At 48.0% G+C, this 21,781-nt stretch carries 21 protein-coding genes and 1 riboswitch; of the genes, 18 read left to right on the top strand and 3 right to left on the bottom strand.

From position 1 onward, the window contains the following. Positions 1-26 precede the first annotated feature (26 nt). Complete coding sequence (locus DW720_RS06425) at positions 27-383, top strand: SpoVA/SpoVAEb family sporulation membrane protein (RefSeq protein WP_022359528.1); 357 nt, start codon at positions 27-29, stop codon at positions 381-383. A 131-nt stretch (positions 384-514) separates the two neighbouring features. Here DW720_RS06425 and DW720_RS06430 read toward each other — a convergent pair whose 3' ends face one another. Beyond that, positions 515-3,226 (bottom strand): transglycosylase domain-containing protein, encoded by a 2,712-nt coding sequence (locus DW720_RS06430; RefSeq protein ID WP_118749398.1) that lies wholly within the window; start codon positions 3,224-3,226, stop codon positions 515-517. 235 nt (positions 3,227-3,461) lie between these two features. Between DW720_RS06430 and DW720_RS06435 the strand changes: the two genes are divergently transcribed. Together DW720_RS06435 and typA are read left to right on the top strand one after the other, a co-directional pair. After that, positions 3,462-4,112 (top strand): YigZ family protein, encoded by a 651-nt coding sequence (locus tag DW720_RS06435; protein ID WP_022359530.1) that lies wholly within the window; start codon positions 3,462-3,464, stop codon positions 4,110-4,112. 165 nt (positions 4,113-4,277) lie between these two features. Next, complete coding sequence (gene typA / locus DW720_RS06440) at positions 4,278-6,116, top strand: translational GTPase TypA (protein ID WP_117795171.1); 1,839 nt, start codon at positions 4,278-4,280, stop codon at positions 6,114-6,116. Here typA and DW720_RS16135 read toward each other — a convergent pair. Further along, positions 6,113-6,247, bottom strand: a complete 135-nt coding sequence (locus tag DW720_RS16135; protein ID WP_267895340.1) for a hypothetical protein — start codon at positions 6,245-6,247, stop codon at positions 6,113-6,115. The genes typA and DW720_RS16135 overlap by 4 nt on opposite strands. 136 nt (positions 6,248-6,383) lie before the next feature. On the opposite strand from DW720_RS16135, the gene DW720_RS06445 reads away from it, so the two are divergent. The 15 genes from DW720_RS06445 to DW720_RS06515 all read left to right on the top strand — a co-directional run bounded on the left by DW720_RS06445 (position 6,384) and on the right by DW720_RS06515 (position 21,272). Next, on the top strand, positions 6,384-7,013 hold the full coding sequence (locus DW720_RS06445; RefSeq protein ID WP_022359532.1) for a single-stranded DNA-binding protein: 630 nt from the start codon (positions 6,384-6,386) through the stop codon (positions 7,011-7,013). Between the two features lie 245 nt (positions 7,014-7,258). Then, on the top strand, positions 7,259-7,777 hold the full coding sequence (locus tag DW720_RS06450) for a cob(I)yrinic acid a,c-diamide adenosyltransferase (RefSeq protein WP_022359533.1): 519 nt from the start codon (positions 7,259-7,261) through the stop codon (positions 7,775-7,777). Positions 7,778-7,806: 29 nt separating this feature from the next. Further along, a riboswitch (Lysine riboswitch) is annotated at positions 7,807-7,979 on the top strand. 148 nt (positions 7,980-8,127) lie between these two features. Continuing rightward, positions 8,128-9,021: a 4-hydroxy-tetrahydrodipicolinate synthase gene (gene dapA, locus DW720_RS06455; protein WP_118467484.1), complete on the top strand. Its 894-nt coding sequence runs from the start codon at positions 8,128-8,130 to the stop codon at positions 9,019-9,021. Positions 9,022-9,069: 48 nt separating this feature from the next. Continuing rightward, the gene (gene dapB / locus DW720_RS06460; RefSeq protein ID WP_107001533.1) at positions 9,070-9,825 is read left to right on the top strand and encodes a 4-hydroxy-tetrahydrodipicolinate reductase; all 756 of its coding nucleotides are present in this window, start codon (positions 9,070-9,072) and stop codon (positions 9,823-9,825) included. Positions 9,826-10,146: 321 nt separating this feature from the next. After that, positions 10,147-10,875, top strand: coding sequence for a hypothetical protein (locus DW720_RS06465; protein ID WP_182427915.1), 729 nt, complete (start codon positions 10,147-10,149; stop codon positions 10,873-10,875). A 274-nt stretch (positions 10,876-11,149) separates the two neighbouring features. Beyond that, complete coding sequence (locus DW720_RS06470) at positions 11,150-13,612, top strand: phospholipid carrier-dependent glycosyltransferase (protein WP_118749399.1); 2,463 nt, start codon at positions 11,150-11,152, stop codon at positions 13,610-13,612. Positions 13,613-13,673: 61 nt separating this feature from the next. Beyond that, positions 13,674-14,015 (top strand): hypothetical protein, encoded by a 342-nt coding sequence (locus DW720_RS06475; protein ID WP_147355504.1) that lies wholly within the window; start codon positions 13,674-13,676, stop codon positions 14,013-14,015. A 73-nt stretch (positions 14,016-14,088) separates the two neighbouring features. Next, the gene (locus DW720_RS06480) at positions 14,089-14,523 is read left to right on the top strand and encodes a hypothetical protein (protein WP_117795179.1); all 435 of its coding nucleotides are present in this window, start codon (positions 14,089-14,091) and stop codon (positions 14,521-14,523) included. A 278-nt stretch (positions 14,524-14,801) separates the two neighbouring features. Then, complete coding sequence (gene purB / locus DW720_RS06485; protein WP_107001528.1) at positions 14,802-16,232, top strand: adenylosuccinate lyase; 1,431 nt, start codon at positions 14,802-14,804, stop codon at positions 16,230-16,232. After that, positions 16,225-17,142, top strand: a complete 918-nt coding sequence (locus DW720_RS06490) for a LysR family transcriptional regulator (RefSeq protein ID WP_118481727.1) — start codon at positions 16,225-16,227, stop codon at positions 17,140-17,142. The genes purB and DW720_RS06490 overlap by 8 nt, the downstream gene beginning before the upstream one ends. Before the next feature lie 210 nt (positions 17,143-17,352). Next, positions 17,353-18,633 carry an adenylosuccinate synthase gene (locus tag DW720_RS06495; protein ID WP_118749401.1) on the top strand — a complete coding sequence of 427 codons (1,281 nt, stop codon included), beginning with the start codon at positions 17,353-17,355 and terminating at the stop codon, positions 18,631-18,633. Positions 18,634-19,030: 397 nt separating this feature from the next. Beyond that, positions 19,031-20,305: a PD-(D/E)XK nuclease family protein gene (locus DW720_RS06505; RefSeq protein WP_118749402.1), complete on the top strand. Its 1,275-nt coding sequence runs from the start codon at positions 19,031-19,033 to the stop codon at positions 20,303-20,305. Positions 20,306-20,429: 124 nt separating this feature from the next. After that, complete coding sequence (locus DW720_RS06510) at positions 20,430-20,804, top strand: MmcQ/YjbR family DNA-binding protein (RefSeq protein WP_107001522.1); 375 nt, start codon at positions 20,430-20,432, stop codon at positions 20,802-20,804. 10 nt (positions 20,805-20,814) lie between these two features. Further along, the gene (locus DW720_RS15705) at positions 20,815-20,991 is read left to right on the top strand and encodes a hypothetical protein (protein WP_182427916.1); all 177 of its coding nucleotides are present in this window, start codon (positions 20,815-20,817) and stop codon (positions 20,989-20,991) included. After that, positions 20,982-21,272: a type I restriction-modification enzyme R subunit C-terminal domain-containing protein gene (locus DW720_RS06515; RefSeq protein ID WP_118742468.1), complete on the top strand. Its 291-nt coding sequence runs from the start codon at positions 20,982-20,984 to the stop codon at positions 21,270-21,272. The genes DW720_RS15705 and DW720_RS06515 overlap by 10 nt, the downstream gene beginning before the upstream one ends. 104 nt (positions 21,273-21,376) lie before the next feature. Here the strand turns inward: DW720_RS06515 and DW720_RS06520 are convergent, their stop codons facing one another. Beyond that, a complete protein-coding gene (locus DW720_RS06520; RefSeq protein WP_022359311.1) occupies positions 21,377-21,574 on the bottom strand; it encodes a hypothetical protein in 198 nt (65 codons plus the stop codon). Positions 21,575-21,781 lie beyond the last annotated feature (207 nt).

A 21,781-nucleotide genomic window follows, 5' to 3' on the forward strand; every position in this document is an offset into this window, starting at 1 on the left:
AAGAAACTTTAGAGAGGGAGCAAAAAATGGACTATATCAAAGCATTTGTGACCGGCGGACTCCTCTGTGCCGCCGTGCAGATTCTGATGGATAAAACGAAACTCATGCCGGGGCGGATCATGGTACTTTTGGTGGTATGTGGCTCGATTCTCGGTGCGATCGGCTTGTACGAACCGTATGCCAAATGGGCGGGTTCCGGGGCAACAGTGCCGCTGCTGGGGTTTGGGAATACGCTTTGGAAGGGCGTGCGGGATGGAATTGACAAGGATGGGGTTCTGGGGCTGTTCACCGGCGGATTCACGGCGGGTGCGGCGGGAATTTCCGGGGCGTTGATCTTCGGCTATCTGTCGTCGCTGATTTGCAAACCCAAGATGAAGGATTAGAGAGAAGACGAAAGAAAAGTAAAAGAAAGCAAAGCAAAAGAAAATCAGTTGAGGAAATAAAAAGCTGCTGTAAAAGAGGCATTTGAATGTCACTTTTTACAGCAGCTTTTTGCAGATATATTATTTTGCTGTTAATGCTCCGGATTCGCCGGGACAATCGGAATATTATTTCCATTCCGTCCACTTCCCGCCATCGGGCGTGGAACCGCAGAGTGGATCGGAGCCGATAGATTATCTGAATCGGGGCTGTAGCCCGGAGCTGAGAAATCGGCGCTCTCAGAAGGATGGATGATCGTGGACGAACCATTGTGAATCTTGCACTCGCCCGGCATGGAGAAGCGGGAATCGTCCGTTTCTCCGCCGTCTTCCGGAACGACCATAACTGTCTTGGAAATCTGCTGGTTCGTCGGGCAGAAGGCAGTCGAGATGCCGCCGGAGGCGGAGCAGATTGTCACGCGGGTGTGGTGATCGCAGGTCTCGGTCGGAACCGTGCCCTTCGCGAAATATTCAGTGTAGACGGCCGTTCCGCGCGGGTCACTGCTGCAGACGCCGGAAACCGGAAGCTTGCCGGATTTGCGGCATACTTCAGCAGTTTCAATGCTGTCCGGAACCGTAAATCCGGGGTCGCTTAAGCTCTCATGGACACGTGTCATGATATTTCGCCAGATGCGCTTGTGGTAACTGGTACCGCCGTTTGAAACGGTGCCGCCTTTTAATGGCTGGTTATTGTCACATCCGCCCCAGATACCGGCAGTGTAGTACGGCGTAAAGCCTACAAACCAGACGTCGACGTTGCTGGTGGTCGTACCGCTCTTTCCGGCGCAGCTCATATTAGGAATCGCCGCTGTCGTACCGGTCGATTTAACCCCGGAACCGGAACGCGTATACATTGTATTGCTCTGCATAACATCCTGCATCGCGCTGGTTAAAAGATAGGCGGTAGAGTCTTTGAGCGCCTGCCGCGTCTCCGGTTCATTGTCGATCAGTATCTTTCCGTTGCGATCCAGGATCTTAGTAAAGAAGACAGGCTTCGTGTAGGTGCCGCCGTTGGCGATCGCCGCAAATGCATTTGTCAGTTCCAGGTTGCTGACGCCCTTTGTCAGACCGCCGAGTGCTGTCGAGAGAGTCTGATCCTGGCTTACGAGGGAAGTGATTCCCAGCCGTTCGGCATATTCGACACCGAGCTGCGGCGTTACCGTGTCCGCCATGCAGCGCAGGGCGACGATGTTCATGGAATAGGTAATGCCGTCGCGGATGGTGTGATAGCCCTTGTAATCGCTGCCCCACCAGTTTCGGAACTCTTTTTCACCGGAAGAGTATGGTCCGTCATAGTAAACGGTTGATAGGGTCGCGCCGCAGGCATCCAATGCCGGGGCAAAGGAGGAAATGACCTTGAAGGTCGATCCTGGCTGCCGCAGGGAGTCGGTCGCACGGTTTAGGGTGCGGTTCGCCGTCTTTTGTCCGCGCCCGCCGTTGATTGCCTTGACATAGCCGGTGGACTGTTCGATCAGGACGAACGAGGTCTGCGGCTCTAAAATCATGGTAACTGATTCCCCTAGAACGGTGCTTCCGTCCTGCGTGAGGACGGTGCGGTACTCATCGATCGCCGCCTGGGCCTCTTCCTCGGAATTAAACAGCCCGTCAAAACCGCTTTGTCCCTTGACCTGCTGAATCCATGTTTTCAGAGTCTCCTGTGAATAATGCTGTGTTTTCCCGTCTGGATGGGTCAGGGAAAGGCGGTACTCAACCGAATAACGCGCCGCGTCGTAGTTCGCAGGATTGTTGACTTCCTCATCGACGATCGCCTGTATCTGCGGATCCTGCGGGGTGTAAATCTGCAGTCCGCCGCTGAACAGAAGATTGGACGCCTGCGTGTCAGTATAGCCGAGCTGCTCTTTGAGCGCTTCGGTGACCTGGCTGATCAGCTCGTCCGTGTAATAGGAGTACGGTGTCTCATTTTCCTTGAGCGCCGTGTCGACATTCTGGATACGGGCGTAGACGTCGTCCGCCAGTGCTTCCTCCTGTTCTTCTTTTGTGATATAGCCCTGCTCATACATTGCCTGCAAAATGACCTTGCGCCGGGCGGCATTTGCCTCCGCGCCGCTGATCGGATTCAGCTTTGACGGATTCTGTGTGATACCGGCGATGACCGCGCACTCAGAAAGAGTCAGATCGGAGACGTTCTTATTAAAATAGCGCAGCGCCGCTGCTTTGACGCCCAGCGTATTGCTGCCGAGGTTGATCGTATTTAAATAGTTCGTTAAAATGACCTTCCGATCGACGTTTTTTGTCAACTGCAGCGCCAGATATTGTTCCTGGATTTTTCGTTCAATTTTGGAACCTTTGCTGGTCTCCATACCGCCGTTGAAGACGGTATTTTTGATGAGCTGCTGGGTCAGGGTGCTGGCGCCGCCTTTATAATTATTTGTCAGGACACCGACCACGGCGCGTGAAATGGAGCGCAGATCGATACCGCTGTGCTGCCAGAAACGCGAGTCCTCGATGGAGACGAATGCGTCGATCAGATCCTGAGGAAAATCCTCGTAGGATGCTTCAATTCGGTTCGAGTTGGAACCGACCAGCGTGTCGGTCACTTCCCCGGCGCTATTATATATAGTAGAAAAATATCCGCTTGGGGTGAAGCTGTCCGGGTTGAAGTCTGGCGAACTGTCCAGAATGCCTTTAAACATGCCGATAAAGGTGCTGGCACCCGTCACGCAGAGAAACAGAACAAGAACAAAGGCAGTCTTGAAGAAGGTCAGAAACAGCCGGTTGGCGTATTTCTTCTTCCGGGAATTGGCTGCCCGGATCCGTTTCTTGGTTGCTTTTACACCGTAATTCATGAGAACCTCCTTTGGGTTCGTAGTGGTTCGTTCTATTAATAAATACAGTATTTCCAATTATATCAAAATTCATAGGATAAATAAATACTATTGTCATGAAGTTTTTTTTACGGTATCATAAAAGATAAGGTTTGTTACTGGGCACGTATGCGTGAACAGTAACTAAGTGTTATTGTGGTTAAAGAAGTGAAAAAACATCCGTTTTAAGGATCGTAGTTCATAGATGGAGGAAAAGATGAAAGAGCGCTATAAAATCGTCTATCAGGGTGGCGAGGGCGAGATTGTGGAGAAGAAGTCCCGCTTTATCGCGGAGATCCGCCCGGTGGAATCGGAAGAAGAGGCGACGGCATTTATTGCGGAAGTCAAGAAGAAATATTGGGATGCGAGACATCATTGTTCGGCATTTACGATCGGAGAAAATAACGAGGTGGCGCGCTGCAGCGACGACGGCGAACCGGCGCAGACGGCGGGACGCCCGATGCTGGATGTGCTGCTGGGACGCGAGCTTCACAACGTCTGTGCGGTTGTGACCCGGTACTTTGGCGGGACACTTTTAGGAACCGGCGGACTGGTGCGGGCATACGGCGGCGCGGTCCAGGAAGGCCTTAAAAACTGTGTGGTTCTGGAAAAATGCCTGGCTCGCAAATGGAAGGTCGGGACAGACTACAGCGGGCTTGGAAAGGTGCAGTACATTTTGGCAGAAGCAGAGTTGCCGATTCTGGACAGCGAGTACGGCGAGGGCGTGGATCTGACGATCCTGGTGCCGTTTGACCAGGCGGGAGCAGCGGAGAAGAAGCTCATAGAGGGCACAAATGGAAGATGCCAGATCGAAAAACTGGATGAAGTTTATTTTGGCATGGATGACGGAAAAATCATTTTATTGTAAAAAAAGATTGAATAATGGATAAAAAAATGCTAAAATAACAAGCTGTATTATTTTGTGGGCGGCTCCTTTGCCAAAGACGAAACGGCAGGATGCCTGTCTGTGACAGAAAATAATTATTAATTAGTACATGTAATGAATCATCATAAGAAAAGAGAGTAAGCAGATATGAAAATGAAACGGGAAGATGTCAGAAACGTTGCAATTATCGCTCACGTTGACCACGGTAAAACGACGCTGGTAGACCAGCTGCTTCGCCAGAGCGGTGTATTCCGTGCCAATCAGGAAGTAGTCGATCGTGTCATGGACTCTAACGATATTGAGCGTGAGAGAGGTATCACGATTCTGTCCAAGAATACGGCTGTTAATTACAACGGCACCAAGATCAACATTATCGATACACCAGGACATGCGGACTTCGGCGGCGAGGTAGAGCGTGTTCTTAAGATGGTAAACGGCGTTATCCTTCTGGTAGACGCATATGAGGGCGCGATGCCGCAGACCAAATTCGTTCTGCGTAAAGCACTGGAACTGGATCTGCCGGTTATCGTATGTATCAATAAGATTGACCGTCCGGAAGCACGTCCGGAGGAGGTTGTGGACGAGGTTCTCGAACTTCTGATGGATCTGGATGCATCCGACGAGCAGCTTGACTGCCCGTTCTTGTATGCATCTGCACGTTCTGGCTATGCGAAGAAGAACCTGGACGATCCGAATGTGGATATGAAGCCGCTGTTCCAGACCATTCTGGATTACATCCCGGCGCCGGAGGGAGATCCGGATGCAGAGACACAGGTTCTGATCAGCACGATTGATTACAACGAGTATGTAGGACGTATCGGCGTTGGTAAGATCGACAACGGTTACCTGAAAGTAAATCAGGACTGCGTCATCGTCAACCATCATGAGCCGGACAAGTTCCGCAAAGTTAAGATCGGTAAGCTCTATGAGTTTGAAGGTCTGAATAAAGTAGAAGTACAGGAAGCAAAGATCGGTTCGATCGTAGCGATTTCCGGTATCGCAGATATCCACATCGGTGATACCCTGTGTTCACCGGAGAAACCGGAGGCAATTCCGTTCCAGAAGATTTCTGAGCCGACCATTTCCATGGATTTCATGGTAAACGACAGCCCGCTGGCAGGTCAGGAAGGTAAATTCATCACTTCCCGCCACATCCGCGAGCGTCTGATGCGGGAGCTGAATACCGATGTCAGCCTGCGTGTAGAGGAGACAGACTCCGCTGACTGCTTCAAGGTATCTGGCCGTGGCGAGCTGCATCTGTCCGTCCTGATTGAGAATATGCGCCGCGAGGGCTTTGAGTTCGCAGTCAGCAAGGCGGAGGTACTCTACAAATATGACGAGAGAAACCGCAAATTAGAGCCGATGGAGATCGCTTACGTCGACGTACCGGATGACTTTACCGGTGCTGTTATCCAGAAGCTGACCAGCCGTAAAGGCGAGCTGCAGGGCATGAGCCCGATCGGCGGCGGATACACAAGACTGGAGTTCTCGATTCCGTCCAGAGGTCTCATCGGCTACCGCGGCGAGTTCATGACCGATACAAAGGGAAATGGTATCTTAAACACCAGCTTTGACGGCTATGCACCGTTCAAGGGCGAATTAAGTTACCGCAAACAGGGATCCCTGATTGCATTTGAGGCAGGCGAGTCCATCACCTACGGTCTGTTCAATGCCCAGGAGCGCGGAACCCTGTTCATCGGACCGGGCGTTAAAGTTTACTCCGGCATGATTGTCGGACAGAGCGCAAAACCGGAAGACATCGAGTTAAACGTCTGCAAAACCAAAAAGCTGACCAACACCCGTTCTTCCAGCGCCGATGAAGCCCTTCGCCTTGTTCCGCCGAAAATCATGAGCCTGGAGCAGTGCCTCGACTACATCGATACCGATGAACTTCTCGAGATCACCCCGACCAGCTTACGAATCCGTAAAAAGATTCTTGATCCGACTCTGAGAAAGAGAGCGATGATCAGCCGTAAAAATAGCTAAATAATCGTAAAGTGGGAGCAGCCGCGCAAGCCAGCTGCTCCTTTTCGTATATTCAAGCGAGAGATATCCAGGAAACGACGCGCCCCGCCGTTTCCGTCCCTCTGCCGATCCCATTCCCTCTGTCGATTCATGTCCCCCACCCTGTCGAAATTTCTCATTCACTTCTTCTTCTAAAACGGTCATTCCCCTCATACATATATACAGTAAGAAGCAGGACTCCAAGAACCTGCCGTGAAAAACTGCAAAAAAGAAGAGGAGAGAGATACTATGTCGGAAAAAATGATTGAAAACAACAAGGTTAGCGTGATTGGTGAGGTCGTATCGGAATTTACATTCAGCCACGAAGTATTCGGGGAAGGATTTTATATCGCAGACCTGGCAGTCAGCCGTCTGAGCGATCAGGTGGACGTGATTCCACTCATGATTTCAGAACGGCTTTTGGATGTATCGAAAGACTACCGCGGAATGACGATGGAGGCGATCGGCCAGTTCCGTTCCTACAACCGTCATGAGGGCGCGAAAAACCGTCTGGTGCTGTCTGTGTTTGTCCGTGAGATTCATTTCCTGGAAGAATTTACGGATTACACCAAAACCAACCAGATTTTTCTGGAAGGCTATATCTGCAAGGAGCCGATCTACCGGAAAACACCGCTGGGACGCGAGATTGCCGATATGCTGCTGGCGGTCAACCGTCCGTATGGAAAATCCGATTACATACCGTGTATTGCGTGGGGCAGAAATGCCCGCTATGCGTCCGGATTTGGCGTGGGAAGCCACGTGTGCGTGTGGGGGCGCGTGCAGAGCCGTGAATATACGAAGAAGCTGAGCGAGACAGAGTGCGAGAAACGTGTGGCATACGAGGTGTCGGTCAGCAAGCTGGAGTGCGTGGAAGAATAGGATAGGTTTAGGATGTTACAGCAAAGTTTGAAGCCGGTTATGCAATCTATAGGGCATGATAAATGGCTGGTTTTGCCATAGCTTGCCAAAACAGATAAAATATGCTAGAATAAGGCAGCTTACAGAATTCGTAAAACGATTATTGGATGGATAGAAATAAAACACACAGGTCTGTGTGTAAAAAGACATCAGGAAAGACAGTCTGTGCGCCAGCGCAGCGGGAGGCACAGAAAGAGGAGAGGGAAATGAAAAAGGGGAAAGTTCATATCATCTTCGGCACCGGGATGGGAAAAACAGCGATGGCACTGGGACGTGGTGTCAGTGCAGCCATGCACGGCCGGAAGGTAATTATGATACAATTCTTAAAGGGAGTGCTGAGCCATGAGACAGCAGATGGGTTAAAACAGCTGGAGCCGGCATTTAAAGTATTCCGATTTGAAAAACAGAATGAGTATTATGAAAATCTCTCTGAAGAAGGCAAAAAGGAAGAGCTCTGCAATATTCAGAACGGGTATAATTTTGCAAAAAAAGTACTCTGTACCGGCGAATGCGATATGCTGATTCTGGATGAATTTCTTGGGGTGTTAGATCAGAAACTGGTCGGAGACGATGCTCTGGAAACACTGCTGGCAGCGCGCGAGGAGAATGTCGATCTGATTCTGACCGGAAAAGTATGCCCGGCTGGGGCAGAGGAGCATGCAGACGAGGTGACGCGCCTGGAATGCCTGAAGCCGTCAAACGATCATGCGTGCATGAACGGTTGACAAGTATTCAAAGTAATGCTAAGATAGAAAAAACAAGTAGAGGTTGCGTTGATTATCAGTAAGCGGTCGGATGCGGCAGGTGCAGGAGAAGACAGCTGAAAGGATGATACGCCGAAGGGCTGCGGCGCCTGTATCTGCAGTTCCTGGGTGCAGGATGAAGAATTCTGTAACTGTCATCGATAGATGGGGAGCTACTGGGAGTTTGGATTTGAATTCATAGAGCTGGCCATTGTGCCAGCTTTTTGTACGCTCAGGACCGACAGGCTGCAAACATTCGTTTGAAGCGGGGACAGAAACGGACTCTGGAATAGAAACTCAGCCATCGTGCAAAAGAATAAGGAGGAAACAAAATGTCTATTTTTGAAGGAGCAGGCGTAGCGCTGGTAACGCCATTTCATGAGGATGGAAGCGTAAATTATGAGAAACTGGAGCAGATCGTAGAAGAACAGATCGCTGGCGGTACAGACTGTATTATCGCCTGCGGTACGACCGGCGAGGCGGCTACATTAAGCCATGAGGAGCACATCGAGGTGATCCGTTTCGTATGCCAGGTCGTAAATAAGAGAATCCCGGTTGTAGCAGGAACCGGTTCCAACTGCACAGAGACAGCGGTATATCTGTCTACCGAAGCGAAAAAGGCAGGAGCAGACGGACTTCTGCTCGTATCCCCGTATTACAATAAATCAACCCAGAAGGGTTTAAAGGTTCATTTCTCAGAGGTCGCAAAGGCAGTTGATCTTCCGATCCTTCTGTACAATGTACCGAGCCGTACCGGCGTCAATATCACCCCGGAGACGATCGTGGCACTGTGCAAGGAATATGAGAACATCGTCGGTGTCAAAGAAGCAAGCGGCAATTTCTCCGCGATCGCACAGATTGCAAGCCTGTCAGGCGGATCAGTTGATATTTACTCCGGCAACGACGACCAGACGGTTCCGATGATGGCACTGGGCGCAAAGGGCGTTATCTCCGTATTATCCAACGTGGCACCGCGTCAGGTACATGATATGTGCGCGGCATTCAAGGCTGGTGATGTAGCGAAGGCAAGACAGATGCAGATAGATGCAATTCCGCTGATTGAGGCGCTGTTCTGCGAGGTAAACCCGATTCCGGTTAAGGAAGCGATGAACATGATGGGCGAGGAAGTGGGTCCGTTCCGCAAACCGTTAGTGGATATGGAACCGGCAAACCGCGATCGTCTGAGAAGAGAACTGGTAAATTACGGAATCAGCCTGAAAGAGTGATAAGAACCGTTAAAATTAGGATGAGATAGGGAAATGAGGTTTTAACAGATGGTACGAGCAATTATGCATGGCTGTAACGGCGCCATGGGACAGGTTATTTCCGGAATTGCAGCGAAGGACGAGGAGATCTCTATCGTTGCGGGTATTGATATGAGAACCGAGCAGAAAAATGATTATCCGGTTTTTGCGTCTCTGAACGAATGCAAGGTAGAAGCGGATGTTGTGATTGATTTTTCCAATGCAGCAGCTGTCGATGAACTTCTCGACTGGTGTGCAGAGAAGAAAATGCCGGTTGTTCTGTGTACGACAGGACTTTCCGAGGTACAGCTGGCAAAGGTAGAAGAGACGGCAGAGAAGACAGCTGTTCTTCGCTCTGCAAATATGTCTCTTGGTATCAATATGCTCTTAAAGCTTCTGAAAGAAGCAGCGCAGATTCTGGCTCCGGCTGGATTTGATATTGAGATTCTGGAGAAACACCACAATCAGAAGGTGGATGCTCCGAGCGGTACGGCGATTGCGCTGGCAGATTCGATCAACGAGGCGATGGGCAATACATACCATTACAAATACGATCGTTCCGCTACACGTGAGAAACGTGATGCGAAGGAGATTGGTATTCAGGCGATCCGCGGCGGCACAATCGTAGGCGAACACGATGTCATTTTCGCTGGTCAGGATGAGGTGATTACCTTTAATCATACAGCTTATTCCAAGGCGATTTTCGCAAAGGGTGCGGTACAGGCAGCCAAATTCCTGGCAGGAAAGCCGGAGGGACGGTATGATATGGCGGATGTGATCGGTTAAGAGATTTTATACAGATGTGAAAATGGAACCCCGACTGTGAGTAAGTTTATCCACTCACAGCCGGGGTTTTCATTTCTGGAACTTTTCCCGCCCTTGTGTTTGTGGATGAAAGCTTCTGAAAATCAATTTGTCAAGGCTAGTGTATCATTTTTTTACATCTTGTGTAAAAAAATGACATCTTGTGCAGTGCAAATTGTAGAAAAATAAAACAAATGATAAGATGAATACAACAAGAAAAGCTTGAAATCGTGAAAAAGAAGAAAAACTCCAGAATAAAAATACATGAAAGACAGCTTTTCGATCAATACGAGGAGGTATGCTATGAGAAAACGCAAATGGATGAAGGCGGGTGCCTGTGCACTCAGTGCCGTTTTGATCATGGGCTTGTATGCTGGACCTGCTTTTGCCGAATGGGTAGGTACAGGAGGTGCAAGAGCCTACATCCTAAATGGACAGGTGCAGACAGGCTGGCAGCAGATCGATGGAAAATGGTATTACCTGAATGAACAGGGAGCACCGCAGATCGGCTGGGTAAAAGACGGGGACAAACAGTATTTCTGTACGGCGTCGGGGGAAATGGTCAGCGGTGTTGTCTGGATCAATGGAAAAACCTATTATTTTGGCACACCGGACAGTGGAGAGATGGCAACGGGCGTTGTCAGTATCAACGGAATTCCTTATACGTTTGAAAACGATGGCACATCGTTCGGCGGCCGCAAGCCGAGACCGGCGAGAAGCTTTGAGGTAAAAGTGGCAGAAGACGGAACGATGACCATCTTAGAGACGACCAATGCCGATACACCGAAGCTGAATTCCAGAACATCCAAAGAACGCAGACATTCTGGAGGCGGTGGTGGAAGCGAAACGCCGAGTGTGGTACCGAGTGATGCGCCGGCGACGAAAGAACCGACCGAAAACCCGACGCCGACCGTGAAACCGACCCAGCCGGAAGAGACGAAGGGGTATACAACAACGGAGCCACCGCAGACAACACCGGAGCCACCGCAGACGCCGGATCCATCGGAGGCGCCGAGGTCAACAGATCCGTGATCAATCTGAAACTAAGAGTATGAAGTGAAAATAATCGGCCAAGTTCAGATTTGGGGCGATTACAAACATTAATCATCTATAATTTAACCTTGTTTTTGCTCTCCTGCATATAGGATGATGGAAACAGATTCATATACTCCCGAGCTCTTTCCTGCGTATGTGCAGGGAGGATCCCGGGAGTATATAAATTATAGCGATGAGAAAGAAACGGCGTGTCTGAGGGGAGTGCCACCGAAATGGAGCACTTAAAAAAGTCGTTAAAGGAGGTGCCAGAATGAAATCAGCTTACTGTATCGCCATTACGGCGTGCCTGACTGTCATCTGGCTGTATGAGGAAAAGAAAAAGCGGGGGATGGCGGGAAAGCTTTGCTGGAAAGCAGCGGCCGGGTATCTGATTACGCGCTTTGTATTCTTTGCCATTTCTAATCAGGAGGTTCATGGCTTCCTGGAAGTCATGGCAATGGATCTGGTGACAGCCGGGCTTTTATATATTTTGTCCGGGAAAAACGGAAGCCGGGAATCAGTGTGGGAATGCCTGTATCTTTATATTTGGAATCCGATCCCGGTATTATCTGTTCTTTCACAGGGAAAAAAGCGGATGCTTTTTATCTGGCTGGCGGTATTGATTCTTTTCGTGGGCAGTTCGTGGATAGAGCACTTCAGAGCGCGTCTTGGAATAGAAAGATTCAAAAAAATTGGAATTCTTCTCACGGTTGCGGGAACTGGCATACTCTGGGCGCGGGATATCACCGGAGAGCGCTTCGGACAGTGCAGTCCGGGAGATGAATTTTATCCGCTGATGCTGATGTTTTTTGCAGTACTGGGTGTGGGAACCTGTGTATATGGAATTGCTTCTTATGTTGGAATATTACATGAAAAATGTCAGATTCCTGAATCGAGAGTCGAGCTGGATGAAGCAAAAGCGGCACGCTGCGCATCAAAACGAATGACGGGGAGTGAAAAAATAGATGCCGGGAAGAGCTTGGAAATAAAATCTTGTGAAAAGAACACAGAGTCGGAAAAGACCGGCGCGCCCTGGTCCGGCCGTGACTGGTGTATGGCAGCAGGATTGACAGTTCTCTTTGCTGTGATGGCATTTGTGAATCTTGGAAGCATGAAGGCGCCGCAGACTGCGTATGAATTTGAAAAAAATGATAGCCACGGAAATGAGATGGTGCTTCGGTTTGATGGAAGTGTGACTATCTCAGAAGCGCAGGTTTATCTGGGTGGAAAGGAGAAGAGACATTTTGTATGCTCGGTTCCGAATGCCGAGGGAGATGGCTGGGATGCCATCGGGGAAGAGACAGAATTGTTATCTGTATACTGCTGGAATCCAGTGGAAATTCATTACCGCACTTACGAACTAGGGATCGTGTCGATGGATGAGAGTGCAGAGGTTCTGGAAATCGTTCTTCTGGATCCAGATGGAAATCCGATCCTTCCATCCAATGCAGAGGATTATCCAGAGGCATTTGATGAGCAGGAATTGTTTCCGGCGGATACAACCTATGAATACCAAAGTATGTTTGATGAGGTTTACCATGCCAGAACGGCAAATGAGATAGTAGAAGGGCGTACAATTTATGAGACAACGCACCCACCGCTTGGAAAATGGTGGATGAGTCTGGGAATCCGCGTATTTGGAATGACGCCGTTTGGATGGCGGTGTGTATGTGCTCTGTTTGGCATCCTGATGGTGCCGGTCAGCTATGCGTTTATGCGGAAAATCAGCCGGAGTACATGGATTGCCTCATTTGCAGCACTGTTGATAGTCTTTGATTTCATGCATTTTACATTGTCAAGAATCGGAACCATTGATGTGATAGTGGGATTTTTTATCCTGCTTACCTTTTATCTGATGTATCTGGTGCTGGATGACTTGAAAATGGGATGCAGCTGGAAAACGGTGTGTCTGATGATTTTAAATGGCATGGCAGCTGGAGCGGCGATGGCATCGAAGTGGACAGGGGTATATGCCTGCGCGGGGATTGCAGTCCTCTTTTTTACATTTTTGTTCCAGGAATATGGGACAGCTGCGGCACGGACCAGAAAGGGAATGTCTGGACAGGCGGCGATAAGTTACCTGGCGGGGCTGTCTGTCATCTGTATCGCTGCATACATTTTGATTCCGGCAGTGATTTACGTTGCATCCTATCTTTCTTATGGAAATGGTATGGGAAATGGAAATGTTTTCCAGACTATGTGGGAAAATCAGCAGCTTATGCTTCATTACCATGAGAAAACGGTGTTTGAACATCCATATGCCTCTGAATGGTATGAGTGGGCCTGGATTAAACGACCGCTTCTGGATGCATACACGTCGCTTAAGTCTGGTAAAATCAGTGTGGTTTCAACTTTTGGAAACCCGGTAATCTGGTGGTCGGCAATTCCGGCGCTATTTTATACTATATACCTGTGGCAGATTCGACAGGATAAAATAGCGGGATATCTGTGCATTTCCTATGCTTCTATGCTGTTTCCGTGGTTATTTATCCACAGAACCGTGTTTATCTATCAGTATTTTGCGTGCAGTATGATACAGATTTTAATGCTGGGAAATTGTCTGCATTTTTTCTGGGAAAGAGATCCGAAACGAACCAGGAAAGCAGCGTTGCTGTATCTTTCAGCAGTGATCGGCGCGTTCCTTCTTTTCTATCCGGTGCTGTCTGGATATCCGGTAAAACAGGAATTTGCCGAGCAGTGGCTGGAATGGCTGGAAGGTTGGGTGTTGTCATGAAAGAAAAAAGAGAGACTGGGCGATCAGCGCTGGCTTTCTGGGGGTGCTTTTGACGGCTTATGTGATAAATTATAGATTTGGTTTTCTGGAAATTCTTGATTTTCATATCGAGAAAGTAAAGAAAGCATACCCAGCTTATTTTGGCACCTATGACCGGATGGGTGAATTGACTGCATGGTTGAATAAAATCGAAAATCTGTTCTGTATCGGACGGAATGGACAGCATCGCTACAATAACATGGATCATTCGATGATGACAGCATTTTGTGCAGTGGATCTCCTTCTGGCGGGAAGTGCGGATAAGGAGCATATCTGGAGTGTGAATACAGAAAAAGCGTATCATGAGAAAAAAATAAACTGCCTAAAAACCACAACTTTCAGTTCGGAAAAGCCCTGCCTGTGAGCCGCATCATCTTTACAGATTTTTTTCTATTTGTTATAGTAAAAATGGAGAGGCACCTGTGGGAGGAATGCAGATGTCAGAGAAACATAGAAATGCACAAAAATCAATGCCGCAAAGCAGAAAGCTGTTTAAATATCAAAAACGGAAGATTCGCCGCTATCTGAAACGCGTCCGCTGGCGGAGGAAGCGGAGGCAGAGGTATTTTCTGTATGGACTTGCACTGGCTGTATCCATGTACTTGGCGAGTATATGGAAGATGCGGGAACGGATCTGGTCGATCCGAGAGATGGATGTGATCGAGTATGAACTGCCGGAGGGGGAAAGAGCAGAGAATGGGGCGGAGGAAGCGCCTGCAGACTGGCAGGAGAAGAGAACAGTTGAACGGGAAAATGCCGGGGAAACATACGGAGCGACAGAAAAAACGGGAACTTCCACGAAAATCCGTCTGCATCTGAAGACCGGAGAGCTGGAAATCGTGCACGAACGGGTGGAATCAGAAGGAGAGTGACTGTTTGCGGCAGGAAAAACGTTTGGCCGGGCATGAATGATGAATGGAAGAGCAGGAACGGTTACTGTGGCAAATTCCGTTATTGGGAATGTATGCGTGAACAGTAACCAAGAACGAAAGAGCTGCAGCCGGAACAGCGAAAAGTGATTGATTTTGAAAAGTGCCTGTATTATAATTTGCAGGTAGGATATTGAGAAAATGTGTCGGTGACGCCTTCAAATGGCTGCGAAAGAGACTATTTTCCATACCCTGAAAAAAGAAAGCGAGGTAAATTAGCCATGTACGACAGATATGTAAGCCCTCTTTCCGAGCGCTATGCAAGCAAGGAGATGCAGTATATTTTTTCTCCGGACAAGAAGTTCCGCACCTGGAGAAGACTCTGGATTGCGCTGGCAGAGACGGAGAAGGAGCTTGGCCTTCCGATCACGCAGGAGCAGATCGATGAATTGAAAGCACATAAGGATGAAATCAATTTTGATGTTGCTAAAGAGCGTGAGAAACTGGTGCGCCACGATGTTATGTCCCATGTGTATGCGTACGGCGTACAGTGCCCGACAGCAAAAGGAATCATCCATCTGGGTGCAACTTCCTGCTACGTAGGAGACAACACCGATATCATCATTATGACAGAAGCCCTGAAGCTGGTACGTAAGAAACTGATCAGTGTTCTGGATGAGCTGGCTAAATTTGCTGATAAATATAAAGCACAGCCGACCCTGGCATTTACCCATTTCCAGCCGGCACAGCCGACCACCGTCGGTAAGCGTGCAACTCTGTGGATGATGGAGCTCAAGCAGGATCTGGATGATCTGGATTATGTGCTTGGATCCTTACGTCTCCTTGGCTCCAAGGGAACAACCGGTACACAGGCAAGCTTCCTGGAGCTCTTTGATGGGGATCATGCAAAGTGCCGCAAGGTAGATCAGATGATCGCAGAGAAGATGGGCTTTGATGGCTGCTATCCGGTATCCGGACAGACCTATTCCCGTAAGCAGGATACACGTGTATTAAATGTTCTTGCAGGTATTGCACAGAGTGCCCATAAATTCTCCAACGATATCCGTCTTCTTCAGCATCTGAAAGAAGTAGAAGAGCCTTTCGAGAAGAATCAGATCGGTTCCTCTGCTATGGCATATAAGAGAAATCCTATGAGAAGCGAGCGTATGGCTTCCCTGGCTAACTACGTGATGGCAGACGTGATGAACCCGATGCTGGTTGCATCTACCCAGTGGTTTGAGCGTACATTGGATGATTCTGCGAACAAGCGTCTGAGTGTTCCGGAAGGCTTCCTTGCAATTGATGGTATTCTGGATCTGTACCTGAATGTCGTTGACGGTCTGGTTGTATATCCGAAGGTTATCGAGAAACACATGATGGCAGAGCTTCCGTTCATGGCAACCGAGAATATCATGATGGATGCAGTAAAGGCAGGCGGTGACCGTCAGGAACTGCATGAGAAGATCCGTACTCTGTCGATGGAAGCTGGAAAGAATGTGAAAGAGAAAGGTCTGGATAACAACCTTCTCGAGCTGATTGCAGCGGATCCGGCGTTCAATCTGTCCTTAGATGACCTGAAAGCAGCGATGAAACCGGAGCGCTACACCGGCCGTGCAAAAGAGCAGGTAGATGAGTTCTTGGCAGAGGTAATCCAGCCGATTCTGGATGCAAATAAAGAAGATCTGGGAGTGAAAGCAGAGATTAATGTCTAAACAGGATTTACATGGAAGTGTGAATCTGGAGTATTACCGGGTATTTTGCAGCGTGTGCGAATGCGGCGGCATCACGGCGGCCGCAGAGGCACTCTGCATTTCCCAGCCGGCGGTCAGCCAGGCGGTCCGACAACTGGAGACCGCGCTTGGCTGCCGCCTTTTTTTGCGGACATCGCGCGGCGTGAAGCTGACGAGCGAGGGAGAATTGCTTCTGTCGTATGTCAGACGGGGAATTGATGCGATACAGGACGGGGAGACGATGCTGCGGCGCATGAAGGACCTGGAAACGGGCGAGATCCGCATTGGCGCGAGCGATATGACACTCCAGTTTTATCTGCTTCCATATCTGGAACAATTTCATGAGCAGTATCCGAATATCAAGGTGACGGTTTCAAACGGTCCGACGCCCGAGACCCTTGAAGCACTCTATCAGGGACACATTGATTTCGGTATTGTCAGCACACCTTTTGAGACCAAGCAGGCGGTAAAGAGTTTTCCGGTTCAGGAGATCCGCAATGTGTTTATAGCCGGACCCAAATACGCAGCCCAGTTAAAGGGCAGAAAACTTTCATATAAAGAGCTGTTGAACTGCCCCTGCATCTTCCTGGAGCGCAATACCAGTACGCGCCGCTTTATGGATGAGTTTCTGGCAAAGCGCGGGGTTCGGCTGGAGCCGGAGTTTGAACTGGCCACCAGTGAGATGATTGTCCAGTTTGTTAAGCGGAATCTGGGAATCGGCTGTCTGATGTCGGATTTTGCATCGGAGGCTCTTGGAAATGGGGATGTTTTTGCGTTGGAATTTGACGAAGAGATGCCATCCCGTGAGTTTTGTCTGGTGGCAGCTGAGAAAGCCTGGATGTCCCCAGCGGCTGCGAAGCTTTTTAAGCAGCTGGCGAAGGTAACCACATGAGAAAAATAGGAGCTGCAAAGTAGCGGTTTTTCAAATCACATTGCCTGGCATATGTGTGAGCATCAATAGTATAAGTGTTAATTATGTAGCTTATAAATAATATTGATTTTACTTATATAGAAAAGTTGTGTATGATTATACAGTAAGAAGGCATGATCGTTTTTCAATCATGCCGAAAAGTATTTATATTCTTCTGAGGGAGGAAAATTCATGGTACGAGCAATAGTAGGAGCTAACTGGGGAGACGAAGGCAAGGGTAAGATTACCGATATGCTTGCTAAGGAATCCGACATCATTATCCGTTTTCAGGGAGGAAGCAACGCAGGTCATACGATTATCAACAATTATGGCCGTTTCGCACTTCACCTTCTGCCGTCCGGTGTATTTTACGGACACACAACCAGCATCATTGGCAATGGTGTGGCATTAAACATTCCATTCCTGGTAAAAGAGCTGGAAAGTCTGGTATCTCAGGGTGTTCCGATGCCGCATATTCTGGTATCGGACCGTGCACAGATCCTGATGCCGTACCATGTTCTGTTTGATACGTATGAGGAAGAGCGTCTGGGCGGCAAGTCCTTCGGTTCCACCAAGTCCGGTATCGCGCCGTTCTACTCTGACAAATACGCGAAGATCGGTTTCCAGGTCAGCGAACTGTTCGAGGACAAGGCAGCTCTGAAAGATAAAGTACAGCGTGTCTGCGAGACAAAGAATGTCCTGTTAGAGCATCTGTACCACAAACCGCTGCTGAACCCGGATGAGGTTCTGGCAGAGCTGATGGAATACAAGAAGATGGTAGAGCCGTATGTATGCGATGTATCTGCATATCTGCATGACGCGATCAAAGAGGGTAAAAACATCCTTCTTGAGGGTCAGTTAGGTTCCCTGAAAGACCCGGATCACGGTATTTATCCGATGGTTACTTCTTCTTCGACTCTGGCAGCTTACGGCGCTATCGGCGCAGGTATCCCGCCGTATGAGATCAAAGAGATCACAACCGTTGTAAAGGCATACTCCAGTGCAGTCGGCGCAGGTGCATTTGTCAGCGAGATCTTCGGTGATGAGGCAGACGAACTCCGCCGCCGCGGTGGTGATAAGGGCGAGTTCGGCGCAACCACCGGACGTCCGAGACGTGTGGGCTGGTTCGACGCAGTAGCAAGCCGTTACGGCTGCCGCATCCAGGGTTCAACCGAAGTGGCTCTGACCGTTCTGGATGTTCTGGGATATCTGGACGAGATCCCGATCTGCGTTGGCTACGAGATCGACGGCGAAGTTGTTAAAGACTTCCCGGTAACCTACAAGCTGGAGAAAGCAAAACCGGTTCTGAAGACACTTCCGGGCTGGAAATGTGATATCCGCGGAATCAAGAAATACGAAGATCTTCCGGCAGAGTGCCGCAACTACATCGAGACGATCGAGGCAGAGCTTGGCGTACCGGTAACCATGGTATCCAATGGTCCGGGACGTGATGAGATCATTATGAGAAAGTAACTTTATAGAATCAATTTCAGCGGCGGTCCTGCATGATGAGTGCAGACCGCCGCTATTTTTGTGTAATAGGAAATTCCTTGGAATTCTCTATTACACAAAAAGGCACATTCTTTTTCAAGTTTATTCTGAAATCAGCCAGTCAATTAAATTCTTAGATTTTATGCCATCATAGGAAGAGTCCATTCCGGGATTCAGGGAAAGGACGATTTTTTCGTAATTGTCATTGATTTTTTGAAGAGGGAATAATTCAGGATAAGGTATGATTTGGTGTGAAGAAAATTGGAGGGATGCCTTGGATAGAGTCTGTGAGAACCGTTTTTTTTATGGTATGATGGATAAAAAGAAATCGTTTTATAAATGAAAAATGAGACAAACGGGAATCGCCAGAGAATGAGAAATGGAAACATATAGAGATTTACTATCGCAAATTCATACAAACTGTAAAAACATACCATTTCATAAGAAATTATCAGCCTACAACATTTTTGATGTATTAGAGATACAGAGCCGTGAAGTGATCATGTGCCGTTTTTTGACCAATCTGCTGAACCCGGAGGGAATGCATGGCTGCGGAATCCGGTTTCTGAAATCGTTTATCCGAGATGTGTTGAAAATGGATCCGGTAAGCGATACATTGCTATTGCATACGGAGGTAGTCAAAGAGTACCCGATTGATAAAGAGAGAAGAATTGATATTTTCATACGGAATGCGGAGTATCAGATTCCGATCGAGGTAAAAATCTATGCGGGGGAACAGGAAGGACAGTGTTCGGATTACTTTGAGATGGCACAAAATTCCCGATTGATATATCTAACCCGTTTTGGAACTCCGCCATCTGAGTACAGCCGGAAGAAGAAAGGCGGAGGAAATTTATTACCATTAGGGCAAATCCAGTGTATTTCATGGGCAGAAGATATCTATCGGTGGCTAGAAGGTGAATTGCAAAATTTAAAAGAGCCATTTCGGGCAGTGATGGAGCAATATTTGGATGCGGTACATAGCATAGCGGATGAAAGAGAGAAGAAAGTGGCAGATAAAGTGATTGAGGCATTGTACGAATCGCCGGAAAAATTTCTTGCCGGAATTGAGATTGAAAAATCAATGAAAAAGGCAAAGGTGCGGCTGATTCGCCAGGTGTTTGAAGAATTTCAGCAGCAGATGCAGCCGATTATAGAAAAATATGGTTTGAAATTAGAAAAGGATAGTGGATATTATTCCTATCAGGATTCACAGCATGATAAATTTTATGATTGTTACAGCACCTATCCCGGATTGAATTATGTGGTAAAAAAGGCAAAATTTCAAAAAGCGGGTCTGGAACTCTGGTTTCGGATTGAGGTAGAACATAATTTGTTTGCGGGATTTTGCCTGTTTGATAAAGAAGCCAGCTCCAAGGATGGCTTTTCGAAAGGCTATCAGGTAGATGATATAACCGACGGGCTTAAGCAGGAGGCATCCAGATATCTCAAAAAGGAAATAATTCTGCCGGAGGACTGGTGGTTTGCCTGGTGTTATCCGAACGGAAAACGCCACTGCGAAGAGGCAGAAGTGCCAGATTTTAAGCAGATGAATTCGTGCGCGGTTTCGCTTGTGGATGAAACGGCGCGGAGGGAGTATGTGAAGCGGGCGTTGGCGGTGTTCGAGAGAGAACTTTTGGGGTGGCTTTTGTAAAGGGATAAATTGTCGCTGAAACAGAATATCATACTGCACTATAAAAACACATTTACACAAACAAAAACATTGTAAATAACAAATATATTCTACCTTGAAACCGAAAGCGAGGCGTTTCACCAAAATGACAAGAGAAGAATTATTTCAATGGGTAAAACAGGAATATGGCACGGAAGCGGAATATCCGTGGAAGGATTCGAACGCAGTGCTGCGTCGGGCGGATAATGATAAATGGTATGGCGTGATTTTGAGTGTTGCAGGGAGTAAGCTGGGGTTGGAGGATGATAATATCATAGATGTTATAAATCTAAAGAGTGATCCGATGCTGATAGGTTCTTTGCGGGGGCAGAAAGGATATTTTCCGGCATACCATATGAACAAGGAGAAGTGGATCAGTGTTTTGCTGGGGGATGCGGGGCTGGATGAGCCGATTAAAAATTTACTTGCGTTAAGCTATGAGCTGACAGCGCCAAAGAAAAAGAAGAATACTTCCAAATAGGGGGGATCTTATGTCAAACTTTGAATTTTTAAAGAATACAAAAGAATATGCATTATTTGCGCCAGCGGTGGTGGAAGCGAAGCGCACCAGCAAGGAATGTTGGTCGGAAACAGGTTATGCTGTATGCGGACTGTTTAGAGAGGAAGTTTGGCCGCAGACCGATGATGTTTACGACGAATGGATTTGAAACGTATTTCTGGGATGACAAGACTTCTCCACAGCGTCCGGTCAGTGGCATTTTCAGAGTTTATTAACGATCAGTCATTGAAGCAACGGCAGATCAATTTTGTTCATAAGATTATTAATCATATGGAGCAGAATGGGTATATGGAGAATGTGGCTGTTTTGCAGAAGCCTCCGTTTGATAAGCCAATTAGTTTTTTAAAGCTGTTTGATGTGAGAACGAGAACAGCGCTTATGAAAGCGATTAATGATGTCCGGGAGAATGCGGTTACAGTGGCGGGATGATGAAAAAATGACAGGAGACTGCGGAGGCAGTCAGTATAGAAGAGTGAAAGAAGCGAACGACTGCGTATTGTGTTAGAAATAGACAGTCGTTTGCTTTTTGAACGTTATTTTTTCTTTTTAAAATATCGCAGTGCCACCGCATACCCATAGAGCACCGCCGGTATAACGATCGTGCAGAACAGCGATGCCAGCAGCAGATTTTCTGCCAGTGGACTGTCCATCAGGGCGAAGATGATGGAAGAGACGTAGAGGGCGATTAGGATAACAGCACCTGTCAGCGCCAAAATGCGTTTTGATTTCATATATGGTATCCTTTCTAATTTTATAACTCTATAAAAAAGAGTGATTGGAATTTGTAATCATTTTTATATTGTTTCAAAGGCAGATTGGATATTGCTGTCTTTGATGAACTGTCTTTTATTTTATTATTATAAAGGATGTAAGAATTTTTTTCTATACTTTTCATTTGCGGTGCGGTAAAATAAGAAGAGATGTGGCAACTGTTCACA

Origin of the sequence: Clostridium sp. AM27-28 (assembly GCF_003480955.1) — a bacterium.
Lineage (GTDB): Bacteria > Bacillota > Clostridia > Lachnospirales > Lachnospiraceae > Otoolea > Otoolea fessa.

What these genes read in the sequence shown, in the direction of transcription:
- DW720_RS06425 (WP_022359528.1), top strand. Translation starts at nt 27, where the DNA reads ATGGACTATATCAAAGCATTTGTGACCGGCGGACTCCTCTGTGCCGCC.
- DW720_RS06430 (WP_118749398.1), bottom strand. Translation starts at nt 3,226, where the DNA reads ATGAATTACGGTGTAAAAGCAACCAAGAAACGGATCCGGGCAGCCAAT.
- DW720_RS06435 (WP_022359530.1), top strand. Translation starts at nt 3,462, where the DNA reads ATGAAAGAGCGCTATAAAATCGTCTATCAGGGTGGCGAGGGCGAGATT.
- typA (WP_117795171.1), top strand. Translation starts at nt 4,278, where the DNA reads ATGAAAATGAAACGGGAAGATGTCAGAAACGTTGCAATTATCGCTCAC.
- DW720_RS16135 (WP_267895340.1), bottom strand. Translation starts at nt 6,247, where the DNA reads ATGAATCGACAGAGGGAATGGGATCGGCAGAGGGACGGAAACGGCGGG.
- DW720_RS06445 (WP_022359532.1), top strand. Translation starts at nt 6,384, where the DNA reads ATGTCGGAAAAAATGATTGAAAACAACAAGGTTAGCGTGATTGGTGAG.
- DW720_RS06450 (WP_022359533.1), top strand. Translation starts at nt 7,259, where the DNA reads ATGAAAAAGGGGAAAGTTCATATCATCTTCGGCACCGGGATGGGAAAA.
- dapA (WP_118467484.1), top strand. Translation starts at nt 8,128, where the DNA reads ATGTCTATTTTTGAAGGAGCAGGCGTAGCGCTGGTAACGCCATTTCAT.
- dapB (WP_107001533.1), top strand. Translation starts at nt 9,070, where the DNA reads ATGGTACGAGCAATTATGCATGGCTGTAACGGCGCCATGGGACAGGTT.
- DW720_RS06465 (WP_182427915.1), top strand. Translation starts at nt 10,147, where the DNA reads ATGAGAAAACGCAAATGGATGAAGGCGGGTGCCTGTGCACTCAGTGCC.
- DW720_RS06470 (WP_118749399.1), top strand. Translation starts at nt 11,150, where the DNA reads ATGAAATCAGCTTACTGTATCGCCATTACGGCGTGCCTGACTGTCATC.
- DW720_RS06480 (WP_117795179.1), top strand. Translation starts at nt 14,089, where the DNA reads ATGTCAGAGAAACATAGAAATGCACAAAAATCAATGCCGCAAAGCAGA.
- purB (WP_107001528.1), top strand. Translation starts at nt 14,802, where the DNA reads ATGTACGACAGATATGTAAGCCCTCTTTCCGAGCGCTATGCAAGCAAG.
- DW720_RS06490 (WP_118481727.1), top strand. Translation starts at nt 16,225, where the DNA reads ATGTCTAAACAGGATTTACATGGAAGTGTGAATCTGGAGTATTACCGG.
- DW720_RS06495 (WP_118749401.1), top strand. Translation starts at nt 17,353, where the DNA reads ATGGTACGAGCAATAGTAGGAGCTAACTGGGGAGACGAAGGCAAGGGT.
- DW720_RS06505 (WP_118749402.1), top strand. Translation starts at nt 19,031, where the DNA reads ATGGAAACATATAGAGATTTACTATCGCAAATTCATACAAACTGTAAA.
- DW720_RS06510 (WP_107001522.1), top strand. Translation starts at nt 20,430, where the DNA reads ATGACAAGAGAAGAATTATTTCAATGGGTAAAACAGGAATATGGCACG.
- DW720_RS15705 (WP_182427916.1), top strand. Translation starts at nt 20,815, where the DNA reads ATGTCAAACTTTGAATTTTTAAAGAATACAAAAGAATATGCATTATTT.
- DW720_RS06515 (WP_118742468.1), top strand. Translation starts at nt 20,982, where the DNA reads ATGGATTTGAAACGTATTTCTGGGATGACAAGACTTCTCCACAGCGTC.
- DW720_RS06520 (WP_022359311.1), bottom strand. Translation starts at nt 21,574, where the DNA reads ATGAAATCAAAACGCATTTTGGCGCTGACAGGTGCTGTTATCCTAATC.